At 68.0% G+C, this 15,583-nt stretch carries 9 protein-coding genes; 7 read left to right on the forward strand and 2 right to left on the reverse strand.

The features are described 5' to 3' along the window. Positions 1-7 precede the first annotated feature (7 nt). Together AQJ91_RS13255 and AQJ91_RS13260 are read left to right on the forward strand one after the other, a co-directional pair. Positions 8-3,220, forward strand: a complete 3,213-nt coding sequence (locus AQJ91_RS13255; RefSeq protein WP_067020120.1) for a type I restriction endonuclease subunit R — start codon at positions 8-10, stop codon at positions 3,218-3,220. Positions 3,221-3,386: 166 nt separating this feature from the next. Then, positions 3,387-4,952 carry a serine/threonine-protein kinase gene (locus tag AQJ91_RS13260; protein WP_079084871.1) on the forward strand — a complete coding sequence of 522 codons (1,566 nt, stop codon included), beginning with the start codon at positions 3,387-3,389 and terminating at the stop codon, positions 4,950-4,952. Positions 4,953-5,462: 510 nt separating this feature from the next. On the opposite strand, the gene AQJ91_RS58740 is transcribed toward AQJ91_RS13260, so the two are convergent. Both AQJ91_RS58740 and eccCa read right to left on the reverse strand, forming a co-directional pair. Next, positions 5,463-5,795: a WD40 domain-containing protein gene (locus tag AQJ91_RS58740; protein WP_456113461.1), complete on the reverse strand. Its 333-nt coding sequence runs from the start codon at positions 5,793-5,795 to the stop codon at positions 5,463-5,465. Beyond that, the gene (gene eccCa, locus AQJ91_RS13265; RefSeq protein WP_079084872.1) at positions 5,788-9,762 is read right to left on the reverse strand and encodes a type VII secretion protein EccCa; all 3,975 of its coding nucleotides are present in this window, start codon (positions 9,760-9,762) and stop codon (positions 5,788-5,790) included. Before eccCa ends, AQJ91_RS58740 begins: the two co-directional genes overlap by 8 nt. A 343-nt stretch (positions 9,763-10,105) precedes the next feature. Here eccCa and eccD point away from each other — a divergent pair, with 343 nt between their 5' ends. From eccD to AQJ91_RS13290, 5 genes are all read left to right on the forward strand, one after another. Beyond that, entirely contained in the window at positions 10,106-11,578 is a 1,473-nt protein-coding gene (gene eccD, locus AQJ91_RS13270) for a type VII secretion integral membrane protein EccD (RefSeq protein WP_067020126.1), read from the forward strand. A gap of 54 nt (positions 11,579-11,632) precedes the next feature. Continuing rightward, the gene (eccB, locus tag AQJ91_RS13275) at positions 11,633-13,180 is read left to right on the forward strand and encodes a type VII secretion protein EccB (RefSeq protein WP_067020129.1); all 1,548 of its coding nucleotides are present in this window, start codon (positions 11,633-11,635) and stop codon (positions 13,178-13,180) included. Between the two features lie 16 nt (positions 13,181-13,196). Further along, on the forward strand, positions 13,197-14,486 hold the full coding sequence (mycP, locus tag AQJ91_RS13280) for a type VII secretion-associated serine protease mycosin (RefSeq protein ID WP_067020132.1): 1,290 nt from the start codon (positions 13,197-13,199) through the stop codon (positions 14,484-14,486). 375 nt (positions 14,487-14,861) lie between these two features. Further along, positions 14,862-15,230: a WXG100 family type VII secretion target gene (locus AQJ91_RS13285; RefSeq protein WP_067020135.1), complete on the forward strand. Its 369-nt coding sequence runs from the start codon at positions 14,862-14,864 to the stop codon at positions 15,228-15,230. Between the two features lie 81 nt (positions 15,231-15,311). Beyond that, positions 15,312-15,583 (forward strand): WXG100 family type VII secretion target (locus AQJ91_RS13290; RefSeq protein ID WP_234382191.1); only part of this gene is annotated, 272 nt, incomplete at its 3' end.

Here is a 15,583-nt window from a genome sequence, read left to right on the forward strand (position 1 = left end):
TCGCGTTATGAGCCCTGTCCATCACGAGTCCGCCTTCGGCGATGCCATAGTCGCGGCTCTGCGCGAGCACGGCTGGGAAGAGGCGAGCCCTACTGGCTACCGGCCCGAGCTCGGGTTCGACACCAACCAGTTGTTCACCTTCATCGGGGCCACGCAGCCCACCCCGTGGAACGAGCTGCTCCGCTACTACGGCGGAGATCCGAATGCCGCTCAGCGCGGGTTCGTGAAGCGGCTCGACAGAGCGATCGCCGACGCTGACGGCGGTGTGCTCCAAGTGCTCCGTGATGGAGTCAAGGACCAGGGTGTCCGGATCCGGCTCGCGTACTTCAAGCCATCGCTCGTCGAGTCCGAGTCGATTCTCGCCAACTACCACCATAACCGGCTCACAGTCGTCCGGGAGCTTGAGTACGCCACCAAGCAGGCGGACCGCGGTCACCGGCTCGACCTCACCCTCTTCCTGAACGGGATCCCGCTCGCCACCGCCGAGCTGAAGAATCCGCTCACCGGGCAGAACGTGGAAGACGCGAAGAAGCAGTACCGCACCGAGCGCGATCCCAGTGAGCTGATCTTTACCCGCCGGGTGGTCGCGAACTTCGCGGTCGACCCGGACCTGGTCTTCGTGGCGACCCAGCTGCGGGGAGAGAAGACCTGGTTCCTCCCGTTCAACACCGGCTCGGAGGGCCCCGGTCACCCGGGTGGTGCAGGGAATCCGTCGGCGACCGAGCCGGGTACGTACGCGACCTCGCACCTGTGGGAGCAGATCTGGCAGCGGGACAACTGGCTGGAGCTGCTCGAGCGGTTCGTTCACCTCCACAAGGAGACGGACGGCGAGGGCAAGGCGAAGAAGTCGCTGATCTTCCCCCGCTTCCACCAGTGGCACGCGGTACGCGAGCTCACCTCGCACGCCGCCCGGCACGGGTCCGGGCACAACTACTTGGTGATGGCGTCGGCCGGATCGGGCAAGTCGAACACCATCGCCTGGCTGGCCCACCGGCTGTCGTCCCTGCACACCCTCACCGACGCCTCCATGCTCGCCCCGGACGCGGTGGCGGCAGGTCTGCTGCCGGGCAAGCCGGTCTTCGACAAGGTCGTCATCATCACCGACCGCACTGTCCTGGACCGCCAGCTCCAGGACACGGTGGGCAGCTTCGAGCAGACTGCCGGCCTGGTGGTGAAGGTGAAGAAGGAGGGCGGAGCGAAGTCCGAGCAGCTCGCCGCGGCACTCTCCCAGGAGACCGGGAAGATCGTCATCGTGACGCTGCAGACCTTCCCGGCACTCATCGACTACCTGCAGCGCACGCCGACAGAGATCAAGGGCCGGCGGTTCGCGATCGTCATCGACGAGGCGCACTCCTCGCAGTCCGGTGACGCGGCCACCGCCGTCCGCAAGACCCTGCGCGACCTCGGCTTGGACGCGGACTCCGAGGACGACGGAGCCGTAGAGGTCGAGGCGGAGGATGGTGGGAAGGAAGCGAACAGCACCGAGGCTCGGCTGAAGAAGAACGCTGCGGACCGCGGGCAGAGCCCGAACCTGTCCTATTTCGCGTTCACCGCGACGCCGAAGGCGAAGACGCTGGAGCTGTTCGGGACCCTCGACATGGTCGAGGGGAAGGAAACCTACCGGCCCTTCCACACGTACTCGATGAAGCAGGCGATCGAGGAGGGCTTCATCCTCGACCCGCTGAAGAACTACGTCACGTACGACACGTACTGGAAACTGGTCAACAAGAACCCGGACGACCGGGAGGTCGACCCGGCGAAGGCGAACCCGCTCCTCGCCCGGTACGCGCTCACCCATGCCTCGACCGTCGCCCAGCACGCGCAGGTGATCGTCGAGCACTTCAAGGAGCACACCGCCGGCCGTCTCGGCGGCCGGGCCAAGGCGATGGTCGTCACGGCCTCCCGGCAGAGCGCGGTGCAAATGGCGCGCTCGATCAAGAAGTACATCGGGGACCGTGACTACCAGGGCATCGGTGTACTGGTGGCGTTCTCCGGGACGCTGACCTACGACGGGGACGAGCGGACCGAGTCGAAGGAAAACGGCGGGCTGGCCGAGAGCGCGCTTCCGAAGGCATTCGCCTACACTCGGGCCGACGACAAGAGCATCAAGAGCGGCGGTCCCGGCAAACCGGAGTACCGGATCCTCGTGGTCGCGGAGAAGTACCAGACAGGCTTCGACCAACCGCTGCTGACGACGATGTACGTCAACAAGAAGCTGGGCGGCGTCTCCGCCGTGCAGACGCTCTCCCGGCTCAACCGGACGGCCGAGCGCAAGTCCCAGAGTGACCTCGCCGTTCTGGACTTCGTCAACGACGCCGACGACGTACAGGGCGCCTTCATCCCGTACTTCGCACAGGCCATGACGCTGCCCAGCGACCCCAACCTGCTCTACACCGCGCAGGGCAAGGTCATGAAGGCGGAGATCGTCGTCGACGCGGAGATGGAGGCATTCGTCGAGGCGTACCTGGCCGCCCAGGACCAGGCGGCCGGCAACACCGCCAAGTGGGAGAGGCTGCACGCCGAGCTGTACCGGCTCACCGACCCTGCCCGGGACCGGTTCGCCGAACTACTGGAGGACGAGGGCGACAAGGACAAACTGAAGCAGGCGGAGGACTTCCGGGCCGACCTCAACGGCTACGTGCGCATGTACGGCTTCCTCGCGCAGATCGTGCCGTACAGCGACCCTGAACTGGAGCGCCTCTACCTCTTCGGCCGCCACCTCCTCAACCGGCTGCCGCGCCGCGAGGACGCCGGGGTAGACATAGGCCAGGTCGACCTCACCCATCTGAAGGTGCAGAAGACCGGCGAGCACGACAAGAGCCTGACCGCCGAAGGGCCCGCCCTGATGAAGGGCATGGGCGACGGCTCGGGCGGCGCCAAGGAGCCGGAGCAGTCCATGCTCTCGGAGCTGATCGAGCGGTTCAACGACAAGTTCGGCACCGGGCTCACCACCCAGGACGTCCTGCCGGCCTTCGAGGAGGCCGTAGCCGACAAGGACGTACGCCAGGCCGCGCTGGGCAACGAGTCGGAGGAGAAGTTCGGGCACGTCTTCGAGCCGGTCTTCGAGGAGAAAATGATGGACCACATCACTCTCACCGCGGAGATGGGCCGCCAGTACTTCAGCCCGCAGCCGGACTTCCGCAGCTCGCTCAACCGCAGCGCGCGCAGCGCCGCATGGCGCATGATCAGGGATTCCGCCGGTCTCGACGACATGACCTGACCCGAAGCCCGGACAGCCGCCGTGTCTGCTTGATAACCGTGAACCGTACGGTTTCGGCCAGGCCCGGCGGCCTGTCTGGACGATCACTTGGCACGCGCGCCACACTGAACGCGCCAGAGCAGTTCGCTCGGACGTGTCAAGACGCGGTGACCAGCACGGGGGACGTGTGCAGCCTGAACCAATCTCCGGACGGTACGAGCTGACCCACGAGGTACCCGGCGGTGGCATGGGCCGGATCTGGCGTGGCTACGACATCGTCCTGGACCGCGAAATCGCGGTGAAACGCATCCGCCCTGACGCGATCACTTCCGCCGAGCGATCCAACGAACTTGCTCTTCGCTTCCGCCGCGAAGCACGCGTCACAGCCCGCATCAGGCACCCCGGCGTTCCGCAGGTCTACGACGCCGTACTCGACCAATCCACCGAGCAGCTGTATCTCGTCATGGAGTGGGTGCAGGGCGTCCCCCTGAGCGCGTACATCCAGCCCACCAAGCCCCTCCCGGTCGCCTGGGCATGCGCGATCGCGGCCCAGATCTGCACGGTGCTGTCCCACGCTCACGCCGTACCCGTCGTCCACCGGGACCTCAAGCCGGGCAACGTCATGGTCGCCGAGGACGGCACCGTGAAGGTCCTCGACTTCGGCATCGCCGCCATCCTCCGCACCGGCGTCACCCGCATCACCTCCACCGGAAACCCGGTCGGCACCAGCCAGTACATGGCGCCCGAACAGGTCCAGGCCGCCCAGGCCACCCCACAGAGCGACCTGTACGCACTCGGCTGCGTTCTCCACGAGCTCCTCTGCGGACAGCCGGTCTTCGAGGGCGGCGGCGAGTTCGACCTGATGCACCAGCAGGTCTACGGCACGCCGATGCCTCTGCGGCAGCTGCGCCCCGAAATCCCTGAACCGCTGGAGCAGCTGGCCCTTTCGCTCCTGGAGAAGAAGCCGGAGGACCGGCCCACCAACGCCCAGGAGGTCTACGACACAGTGCTGCCGTACCTTCCGCTCCCTGGCCAGAAGCAAGCAGCCGAGGAACACGGCCCGGCCCACACCCCGGATCCCACGCAGCTCTACCGCAGGCCCTACGCCCCGCGACCCCAGCCACAGGCACCCGTTCCCACGCCGACCGTCCTCGACTTGTCCGCGCAGCCCGTCCCTGTCGCCGCACAGGTACTCGAGGCGATGAAGGCGGCTATCGCCCAGTGCGACGCCCTCCTGGACAAGGGCCGGTTCACGCAGGCCGCGGAAGTACTCCAGGACGTGGTCGGCCCGGCCGCCACCGGGCTGGGCGCGGAGAATCCGCGCGTCCTGTGGATCCGCAAACGGCGCGCCGCAGTCCTGATCATCGGTGGCGACTTCCGCCGAGCGCTGCCGGAGTTCGATGCGCTTGCCGATGCGTATGCGCGCACTGCGGGCCCAAACAGCACAGATGCCCTGGAATGCCGACGCCAAGCGGCCTACTGCCGCGCCGAACTCGGCCAGTCCACGGCCGCTCTGAAACAGTTCCAGGCCGTTCTGGACCAAGTCCGCCAAACCGACGGCGACGCCTCCTCGGAGGCCCTGGACCTGCGGCGTAGCATCGGCATGCTCCTCCTCGCGGAGAACCGTGTCCCCGAAGCGCTCGAAGTCCTCCAGCCTCTGCACGAGGACCTGAGCCTCGTGTACGGGCCGACCCACGAGGACACCCGCGAGATCGCAGAGATCCTCGCTCGCATTCGCCTGGCGGAAGGCTGATGGTGTACGGGGCAGCCGCATCGGTGCTTGACGGTGATCGGCCAATGTCCCAGAGACGGGGCCAGACTCATAGTCTGCGGTTCAAGAGAAACGACTCGGGAGGGACTCGCATGCCCAAGGCCACCCAGCTGCGCACCTACACGGTACGGGAGGGCATGCTCGATGAATGGGTGCAGCGGTGGCGTTCGGAAATCGTTCCGCTGCGCCTGGAGTTGGGCTTCACCATCGGAGGTGCCTGGGTGGACCCGCGAGCGCAACCAGTTCGTGTGGCTCATCTCCTACGACGGTCCGGAGACGTTCGCCGACCGTAACGCGCTTTTACTGGGCTTCGCCGGAGTGGAAGGCGATGAACCTCGACCCGGACGAGTACTTGGTGCACACCGGCGACCGGACCGTCGAGACGGTCGAGCCGCAGTTGTGATCACGGGTCCAGCGGCAGCATGTGGTGTCGCCGTTCGTCGTCACTGAGGACACCGAAGACCCGGCCGCGAGCTCCGGCTTCGAGGAGGTTCAAGTCGGGGCAGCGGGCCACACCCGGGCCGTGCTGTCGAAGGACGCTGTGAGCAGGCGCGTGCCGTCCCGGGACCAGGCGATCGAGGCCACCTTGTCCTGGTGCACTCCCACGATCGCGATCTCCTCAAAGGTGGCGGATGACCAGATGCGCACCGTGCGGTCATCGGACCCGGTGGCGATGAGCCGACCGTCCGGCGACCAGGCGATGGCGCGGACGTGGCCCTTGAGGACCTCGGGTTCGCCGTGCCAGGAAGCATGGATGGTGCGAGCGGCGCGCTCCAGGGCTGGTCCCAGGTCGCCGGTGGCAGGGCGTGCCGAGCCATCAGCGATGACTTTCCTCTCCGATGAGTCCTGTCTGTACCAGCAGGTTGCCCTGCCGCCGCGAGACGAAGATCCCTCGCCCGGCCGGCATTGGGCGCGGGCGTACGTTGCCGAGGATGTCGCCCTCGTTCGGGTCGCCGGAGAGCACGACGCCTTGCGCGCCCAGTTCCTTGATCCGTTGCATGAAGGGTTCGTAGGAGGAGCGGCCGGCGCCTGCGGTGTTGCGGGCGACGATGAAGCGTATGCCGACGTCGCGGGCGAACGGGAGGAGTTCGGTGAGAGGGGCGAGGGGATTGCCGCTGGAGGTCGACACCAGGTCGTAGTCGTCGACGATCACGTAGATCGTCGGGCCGCTCCACCAGTTGCGTGCCCGCAGCTGGTCGGTGGTGACGTCGGACGGGGGTGTGCGTCGGCGCATGAGGTCGGCCAGGGCCTGGACGTGGTGGTCCATGGCGTTGGACATGGGCACGTACTCGGCGAGGTGGGATGCCGGGGCCGCGTCCAGGAGGGAGCGGCGGTTGTCGATGACGAAGAGTTTGCAGGAGTCCCCGTCGTGCAGATCGGTGATCTGCTTAATGAGCAGGCGCAACAGGTTGGACTTGCCGGACTCGCTTTCACCGAAGACAAGGAAGAACGGGTCCTGTTCGAAGTTGACGAAGACGGGTTCCAGGTTGTTCTCGTCGAGAGCGAAGGCGACGCCACGGTCCGGCTCCGCAAGGGCGGCGGGCAGGTCGGCGAGCGGCACGTGGCGTGGCAGGAGGCGGACTACCGGCGCGCCGGGTGCTGTCCAGTGGCGGGCCCCGTCCCGGCTCATGGCGGCGGTCGCCTCGGAGAGGTCGTTGTCGGAGTGGATGCCGTCGATGCGGGGGACCGCTGCCATGAAGTGCAGTGCTTCCGGAGTGACGCCCCGGCCGGGCACCCCCGTCGGGACGTTTCCGGCCGCCTTGCGGTCCAGTTCGGAGTCCATGGGGTCGCCGAGCCGCAGTTCGAGGCGGTTCATCAGCAGGTCCTTGAGATTCGCACGGACCTCCATGGCGCGGGAGGCGGTGAGGATCAGGTGGATGCCGTAGCCGAGGCCTCGGGAGGCGATGTCGAGGACGGCCGCTTCCAGGGCCTCGTACTCCGTGCGGAAGTTGCCCCAGCCGTCGATGGCCAGGAAGACGTCGCCCCAGGGCTGGTCCGCGACCGGGATGTCGCCGCGGGCCCGCAGCTTGCGGAAGGTGGCGATGGAGTCGATACCGGCGCTGCGGAAGTACTCCTCGCGGCGCGTCAGGATGCCGTACACCTCGGCGACCGTGCGGCGTACCCGCTCCGGGTCCAGGCGTGAGGCGACCCCGCCGACGTGGGGCAGCCCGGAGACGGCAGACATGCCGCCACCGCCGAAGTCCAGGCCGTAGAACTGGACTTCGTACGGGGTATGGGTCAGCGCGAACGCGGAGATGATCGTCCTCAGAAGTGTCGACTTGCCCGACTGCGGCCCGCCGACGATCTGCATGTGGCCTGCGGCACCGGAGAAGTCCCGGTACAGCGTGTCGCGCCGCTGTTCGAAGGGCTTGTCGACGACACCGAGTGGCACGATGAGGCGGCCCGCGCCCTCATAGCCGGGCTGGGTCAGGCCGCGGCCCTGCTCCGCGGCGAGGCCGGGGAGCAGGGTGTCCAGCGACGGGGGGTTGTCCAGCGGGGGCAGCCACACCTGGTGTGCGGCCGGACCTTGTCCGGCGAGCCGCCGGACGATCACGTCGAGCACCGTGTCGGTCAGCGCATCGTCCCCGCCTGCCCGCGGGTCCGGCACCTGCGCCCGGGGATCGGACTGTGCGTACTGGACCGGCACGGGGGCCGCGGTGAAGGGCACGGGACGGCGGTCCACCGGCAGCTGACCGTCCCCTGCTGTGGCCCGGGCTGAGGCGGGGCGGTGCGCCCCCGAGACGTAGGCCGCCTTGAAGCGGGCCGTTTCGTCGGTGCCGTACTTCAGGTAGCCGGAGCCCGGGACGTTCGGCAGGTGGTACGCGTCTGGCACGCCGAGGGCGGCGCGCGATTCGGCCTCGGAGAACGTGCGCAGTCCGATGCGGTACGACAGGTAGGTCTCCAGACCGCGCAGGCGGCCCTCTTCGAGCCGCTGCGAGGCGAGCAGCAGGTGGACGCCCAGGGAGCGGCCGATGCGGCCGATCTGGACGAACATGTCGATGAAGTCCGGCTTGGCGGCGAGGAGTTCGCTGAACTCGTCGATGACCAGGACGAGGGACGGGATCGGCTCCAGGGCGCCGCCGGCCGAGCGGGCCTTCTCGTAGTCATGGATGTTGGCGAAGTTGCCCGCCTTGCGAAGCAGCTCCTGGCGTCGGTTGAGCTCGCCACGGATGGAGTCGCCCATGCGGTCCACGAGAGTCAGATCGTCCGCGAGGTTGGTGATCACCGCAGCGACATGCGGCAGATCCGCCATGCCGGCGAAGGTGGCACCGCCCTTGAAGTCCGCGAGGACGAAGTTCAGCGTCTCCGAGGAGTGGGTCACCGCGAGGCCCAGCACGAGGGTGCGCAGCAGCTCCGACTTGCCGGAGCCGGTGGCACCGACGCACAGGCCGTGCGGGCCCATGCCGTCCTGCGCGGCCTCCTTCAGGTCCAGCATCACCGGGGTGCCGTCCTCGCCGACACCGATCGGCACACGCAGGCGCTCGGTGCGCGAACGCGGGCGCCACGTGCGGCTGACATCCACGGATTCCGCGTCGTCCAGGTCGAGGAGATCGGTGAACTCCAGGTTGGCGAGCAGCGGTTCGTCCGAGTCGCCGCCGGACGCCATGTACAGCGGCGCGAGTTGGAGGGCGAGCGCCTCGGCGGCCTCGGGACTGAGGCGGTCGGGCGTGCCTTCATAGACGAGGCCGTCGGCGGACTCCAGGCGCAGCGACTGGGGTTGCACCACGACCGAGAGGCCGCCGCGTGCCCCGGTGAGCCTGCCCGGCACGACCTCGACGATTGTGACTCCCTGAAGCCCTTCGGTCGCTGCAAGCGCCGACAGCGGCGACAGTGTCTCTTGGTCGAGCACGACGACGATGTGCGGCTGTTCCAGGAGGGGCTGGCCGCCGGCCTGGAACCGGGGCCGGCCTTCGAGCTGCTCCTTGAGCAGCAGTTCCAGGTCCTGCGCACTCGTGGTGATCAGACGGCGGCTGCCTGCTCCGTCGCTTCCGTCGGTCTGGACGTGGGGCAGCCACTTGGCCCACTCCCAGTGCGGGGCCGCGTCCTGCCCGGCCGCCACGGCGACGACCAGGTCGTCCGGTGAGTGCAGGGAGACCAGGGAGGCCACCATGGCGCGCGCCGACGCCCGGACGTGACTTTCGTCCCCGCTGAGGGTGAGGTGGTAGAAGGCCCGCAGCGAGATCGCCATGGGCAGGCCCTCGACCGTGCTGTGCGCATGAAGGAACTGCTTCATGGCCCCGGCGGTGAGCGGCTCCAGCTCGTCCACCGGAGCGGTCTCGGGCGCGACCAGCGCGGTGGCGAGCTGCTGGCTACCGAGACCGATCCGCACCTGGCCGAAGTCGTCGTCGCTGATACGCCGCTCCCAGATACGACTGCCCTCGGCGACCAGAGCCCACAACTGTTCAGCAGATGGATGCAGATAGAACTGAGCGTCGCGCTGCAACCGCGCGGTACGCAGCACCGAACGACGGGTTTTGGCCAGGTATTTCAGGTAGTCCCGCCGCATGTCGGCGAGCTGTCCCTGGGTGCCCCGCCGGTAGCGGACCAGCATGGCAATGCCCATGGCGATCGTCGACGCGATCATCACCATGCCCATGATGCGCATGACCGGGTTCGGCGTCATGAAGAAGAAGACGACGGAACCGCCCATGCCCAGCATGGGCAGCAGCTGCATCAGTGCGCCCTCCTGTTGCCCTCTGGGCAACTCGGGTGGGGATTGCAACTGCACTGGATCGGCGGGCACCTCGGTGGGCAAGGCCCTCGGTGGCCGTTTGACGACGATCTGGCTCAAAGCTGACCCGTCCCCCTCGCGGACTGAAGAGCCCTTGTCCGCACCCCCGTGGCGCCGACTCCATCCGGACCGGATCCTACTGGCGGGCACTGACTTTGCGGACGGTAGGGTGGCGCCACGCGTGTGCGCACCCGCGAATAATCAATGGATTCGCGGTCATTCACGGTAATTCGGAACCGGAATGCGAGCGGACACGCGAACGGGACAGGGGCGCGGCCCGCGAGTTGAGAAGCACCGGGAGGGGGAGAAGTACGTGCCTGCGACAGTTCGAGCGGCGGGGAACACCGGCGGTCACCCGGGACCAGGGGGCCATCCGGGGCCGGGGCAGCATTGGGGACCCGGGATGCCGACCGCTCGCAGCACCGGCTTCCGCCGGATCATCGTGGCGGCACCCGACAGCCGTATCGATGTGGCGCTGCCCGATGACATTCCGCTCGCGCACCTCTTCCCGGAGATCCTGCGCCTGTCCGGGCAGAGTCCGGCGCCTGGCGCCCCGGTCGGGTATCACCTGGTGCGCCGTGACGGGACGGTGCTGGACGACGCGCGCTCACTCGCCGCACAGCGCATCGCCGATGGCGACTTTCTCCTGCTGCGCCCCTTCGCCGACTCGCTGCCGCCCGCGGTGTTCGACGACGTCTCGCACGCCACCGCCAGCGCCGTCACCCGCGACCGCGCCCTGTGGAACGACGAACTCCTGCGCACCGCAGGCCTCTTCGGCGGCTCGGTGCTGCTGATGCTGCTCGCCTTCGTGGCCTGGAGCTCCGACGTCCGCCACGACATGCACGGGCTCGCGGGCGTCGTGGCCGCCGTCTCGGGCGTGGTGCTCCTGGCGATCGCCGCCGTACGGGCCCGGGTGTACGGCGACCGCGGTTCGTCGGTGGCCTTCGGTATCGGCGCCCTGGCGAACCTGGGAATCGCGGGCAGCGGACTGGTTGCGCTGCCGGCCGGAGAGGGCATCGGCAGGCTGCAGTTCCTGCTCGCCTGCACCGCCGTGCTGGTGGGCTCGGTCTTGCTGGTGATCCTCACGCCGAGCGGCGACGGCCCCTTCGTCGCCTTCGTCTTCGCTTCGGCCGTCGGCATGCTGCTGACGTTCGTGTCGATCCTCACCGACATGAGGCCGGCCGAGACCGCGGCGGTCTGCTCTCCGCTCGCCCTGGGCTCCCTCGCTTTCCTGCCGGGCCTCGCCACGCGTTTCGCTCGCCTTCCCATCGGCTTCGACCCGCCGCGCACCGCGGTCGGCGGCGGCTACGGCGATGCTGATGACGATGGTGATGGCGCCGGGTCGTCCGCCGCGGTAGACGCCGAGCGCATCGCCGCTCAGGCGCGGCGCGGCCACGAGCTGCTGCTCGGCCTGGTCGGCGGTTGTGCGCTGGTCGCGACGGGGGCGGCCGCGGTACTCGGGTTCTCCGACGACGTATGGGCTCAACTGCTCGCGCTCGCCACGGGGCTGGCCCTGCTGATGCGCGCCCATCTGTTCCGCCACACCGTCCAGGTGGCCTGCACGCTGACCGCTGGGCTTGCCGCGCTGGTCTTCCTGGGACTCGGCCTCTCCCTCAACCCGCCCGGGTGGATGGTCCTTGAGGCGCTGCGGGGAGACGGCTCGGCGCTCAACATCAGGCTGGTCTGGCTGTCGGTCGCGGTGGCCGTCGTCGCCGGGGCGCTCGCCGCGATCGCGCTGGTTGTGCCGAGCAAGGGGGTCACCCCGTTCTGGGGCCGATTCCTGGAGATCGCCGAGAGCTTCGTACTGCTGACGCTGCTGCCGCTGTGTCTTGCGGTGTTCGGGGCATACCACCAGATGCGTTCGCTCTCGTCGTGATCAGCTCCTCGTACCAGACCAGATCAATCAGCGGGGGAAAGAGGCAGCGGAACGATGGCATCACGGCGGGATGAGCTCAACGCCTACACCTTCGCGCGTCGGCGCCTGGTCGGGCAGTTCCTGCAGCCCAACCCGAACGGCACGGAGGAGGGGTGGCCACGCCCCCTGCGCGCGGTCGTGCCGGGAGCGATCGTCACCGCGGTCCTGCTCGCGGGCTTCGGGGCTTGGGGCATGTTCAAGCCCGCCGCGCCACAGGGCTGGGACAAGGCCGGGGAGAACATCATCATCTCCAGCAAGTCGACCACCCGGTACGTGATCCTCAAGACCGACGGCAAGACACAGCTGCACCCCGTGCTGAACATGTCCTCGGCGAAGCTGCTACTGACGCCGGACAAGGGCAAGGTCATCAACGTCGACGAGTCGGTGCTCGACAACGGCAAGATCCCGCATGGTCCCACGCTCGGCATCCCTTATGCCCCCGACCGTCTGCCCGACGCCGACGAAGCCGGATCGAAGAAGCGCTGGGCGGTCTGCGAGCGACCCGGTGAAGGCGGCCGGGCCATCCAGAAGGCCGCGTTCATCCTCGCCCAGCGCGACATGGACCGGACCGAAGGCAAGGAGCGTCTGCGCGGCGGCGAGCTGATGTACGTGGAAGGCCCTGGTCCGGACCGCACCCGCTACGTCGTCGACGCCGAGGGAACGGCGTACCCCGTCCAGAACGAGGAACTGCTGCTGCGCCAGGTCGTCGGCGAGGGCCGCACGCCTCAGCGGGTGTCCGCCGGCTGGCTGAGGACCCTGCACGAGGGCGACACCATCACCTTCCCAAAGATCCTGGACGCCCCCGGCGCCGACGCCGGGATCCAGGGCCAGCTGCCGACCGCGGCGAACAAGGTCGGCACGGTCCTTGAAGCAACGTCCGGTACCAGGATCCAGAAGTACGTCGTCCTACGTGGACGGGTCGCGCCGGTCTCCGACTTCATGGCAAAGCTCCTGCTCAGCAGCAAGGACCTGATCAGTCTCGGGCAGGCAGGCCGAGCCATGCCCGTCAGCCCTGGCAGCTTCACGCCCGGGACACCCTTTGGTGCGGAGAAGACCTGGCCCCAGCAGGAGCCGAAGCCGGTCAACTCGCCGAGCACCGACGAGAGCGGCCGCAACACGGTATGCAACGTCCTGCGCGACGTGGACGAGGAGAAGCAGGGCGCCACGACCCTCAGCACCTGGGCGGGCAAGGACTTTCCCGCCCCGCTTCCCACCGGTTCGAGCAGCGCGTACGTCACACCAGGCTCGGGCCAGTTCTTCCGCCAGTTCACGGGATCGTCGACCCGCTCCGGCTTCTTCTTCCTGGTCACCGACACCGGCCTGCGCTACGCCATGCAGTCCAACGGCGACAGCGAGACGGACGACGCAGGCATCGGCTCCTCGGGCTCGGCCGCCGAGAAACGGGAGCAGCGGGAGGCGGCGCTGCAGGAGGCGCAGCAGGCGCAGAACCGCCTCGGCTACAAGGACGTGACACCGGCCCCGATCCCGGCCGCCTGGTCCGCGTTCCTGCCGACGGGACCGCGCCTGTCGACGGGCGCGGCACGACAGCCGCAGGGCTCGTGAGCGGGCAGGCCGAGTAATGCATACCCATCGTCGTTGGCCCCACTTGCGCCACATTTGCCTCCTCGCCGGAACGGCCGCTGCCGCCGTCACGTTCGTCGGGATACCTCTGGCTCCCACGGCCGCCGCAGCCGTCTCCGCTGCCAGTGCGGCCGATCAGTGCACCTTCCCCGGCAAGACGTACGAGGGCCGCCCCTGGGCGCTGCAGCGGGTCATGCTGGACGAGCTGTGGAAGCAGTCCACGGGTGAGGGTGTGCGCGTCGCGGTCATCGACACGGGTGTGGACGTCAAGAACCGCCAACTCGCCCCGGCGGTGGATACCAAGAGCGGCGCCAACTACCTGCCGCCGAACCTCAAGGACGACAACGGCAACAAGATCGAGCGGGGCCGCGAGGACGGCACCACCGATGTGGTGGGCCACGGCACGAAGGTCGCCGGAATCATCGCCGCCAGGCCGGCTAAGGGCACGGGCTTCGTCGGCCTCGCCCCCGAGGCGACGATCATCCCGATCCAGCAGAACGACGCCGAGGGACACGGCGACACCGACACCCTGGCCGATGCCATCGACTACGCCGCCAACGAGGCCAGGGCCGACGTCATCAATATCTCCCAGGACACGGTCAACCCGATCAACTCCACCTCCACACTGAAAGGAGCCGTGGACAACGCCCTGGCCAAGAACATCGTCATCGTCGCCTCGGCGGGCAACGACGGCCTCGACGGCAACGCAAAGGAGACCTACCCAGCCTCGTACGACGGTGTCCTAGCGGTCGCCGCCTCCGACCGCAACAACGAACGCGCGGCCTTCTCCCAGTCCGGCGAGTTCGTCGACGTCGCCGCCCCCGGCGTTGACATGATCTCCACCGTCCCCGGCGGGGGGCACTGCGCCGACAACGGCACGAGCTTCTCCGCCCCCTACGTCGCCGGGGTCGCCGCTCTCATCAAAGCCAAACACCGTGACTGGACGCAGGAACAGATCACCGCCCAGATCATGCAGACCGCGGAACGCTCCATCCTCGGCCACGACCGCTTGGTCGGCTGGGGCGTCGTCGACCCCGTACGCGCCCTCACGGAGGACGACAAACCGATCGAGCAGCCGGTGCCGAGCAACGAAGGCGCCTGGCAGGCCGAGGCCCCCACCGTGGCCCAGCTCCCGCTCGGCGAAACCCCGCAGGAACGGGCCGTCCGCTTGGGAACCTATGCGGTGGTGGGCAGCCTGGTGCTGGTGGCAGTCATCGCAGGCGGGGCGGTGGCGATGCGAGACGGCCGAAGGAGGGCCGGGGGCTCGCGAGGCGCTAGGAACTTCTGAGCCGTCAGATGCCAGTGGCCGAAGGGTCAGTAGGTAGCCGAGAAGGCTGTTGGCCCTGTCACTGGTGGTGGCTAGAGTGATACGCATGCAATCGGTTGACGTTCGCGTCACCGCGATCGCAATGACCTGCGGTTGTAGCAAACGGGGGAAACGGGGAGGGGTGAGCGCGCGAAGCGCCACAAGACCGCAGCGGTCCATGAGCAGCCGAATTCTCAGCCGGCAAGAGACACGAACGTCTCACCGGCTACCTGGCGCGGATCGCAACGGGGAAGCACCAGACGCTGCTGTTCACGACGCAGCCTCTCCAAGCCTGGCCCGAGCTTCACACCACATCGAAATCGTCGGGCCCACCACAGCACCCGAAAGGAACAGCAGATGGCAGGAACCCAGAAGGTCACAGACGACGTACTGCGGCAGTTTGAGCAGGAGCTCAATGAACGCTTCGGGTCGGTGAAGCAGCAGCTCCAGCAGCTGCACGCCGTGATCGACGGTGTGGAAGGCAAGTGGCAGGGGCAGGGTGCCGTGTCCTTCGACCGGAAGCAGACGGAGATCAACGAGCGCATGGCCAACATCGGCAACCTGCTCGTCCGCTTCCAGAACGCCGTCAACGACAACCGACGCATCGCCGGCAGCACGGACGAAGAGGTCTACCAGGCTCTCCAGGGTATCGACGCCGGTTCCGGCTCGGCGGGCAGCGCGTCGGCCGCCCCGGCTGGCAAGTCCTCGGCCTTCTCAGGCATGTGACTCTCGCCCGCTTGCAGTAAGTCCTCAACACAGCAGACACGGAAGGCAGTTGCAGGAGTCATGGCAGTAGATAACGGCACCATGCTCGTCACCTACGCGGAGCTTGAGAGGGCCGCAGGGGACATCACCGCCCAGGCCAAGAAGCTGGACACGGACCTGGAAGCGCTCCAGAAGCGGATGAAGGACATCGCGGCCTTCTTTGAGGGCGAGGCCAAGACTGCGGCCGACGGCCTCCACCGCGAGTGGGATATCAAGGCCAGGGAGATCCACCAGGCCCTGAACTCCATCGCGAGCGCGATCCGCGAGGCGAGCGCGGCATACAGCGCCGCGGACAGGAAGGCTGCTGCCAACTA

Origin of the sequence: Streptomyces dysideae (genome assembly GCF_001514305.1) — a bacterium.
Taxonomy (GTDB): domain Bacteria; phylum Actinomycetota; class Actinomycetes; order Streptomycetales; family Streptomycetaceae; genus Streptomyces; species Streptomyces dysideae.

Bases quoted from the DNA above. Each gene is read 5' to 3' on its own strand.
- AQJ91_RS13285 (WP_067020135.1), top strand. From the start codon at position 14,862: ATGGCAGGAACCCAGAAGGTCACAGACGACGTACTGCGGCAGTTTGAG.
- eccD (WP_067020126.1), top strand. From the start codon at position 10,106: ATGCCGACCGCTCGCAGCACCGGCTTCCGCCGGATCATCGTGGCGGCA.
- mycP (WP_067020132.1), top strand. From the start codon at position 13,197: ATGCATACCCATCGTCGTTGGCCCCACTTGCGCCACATTTGCCTCCTC.
- AQJ91_RS13255 (WP_067020120.1), top strand. From the start codon at position 8: ATGAGCCCTGTCCATCACGAGTCCGCCTTCGGCGATGCCATAGTCGCG.
- eccB (WP_067020129.1), top strand. From the start codon at position 11,633: ATGGCATCACGGCGGGATGAGCTCAACGCCTACACCTTCGCGCGTCGG.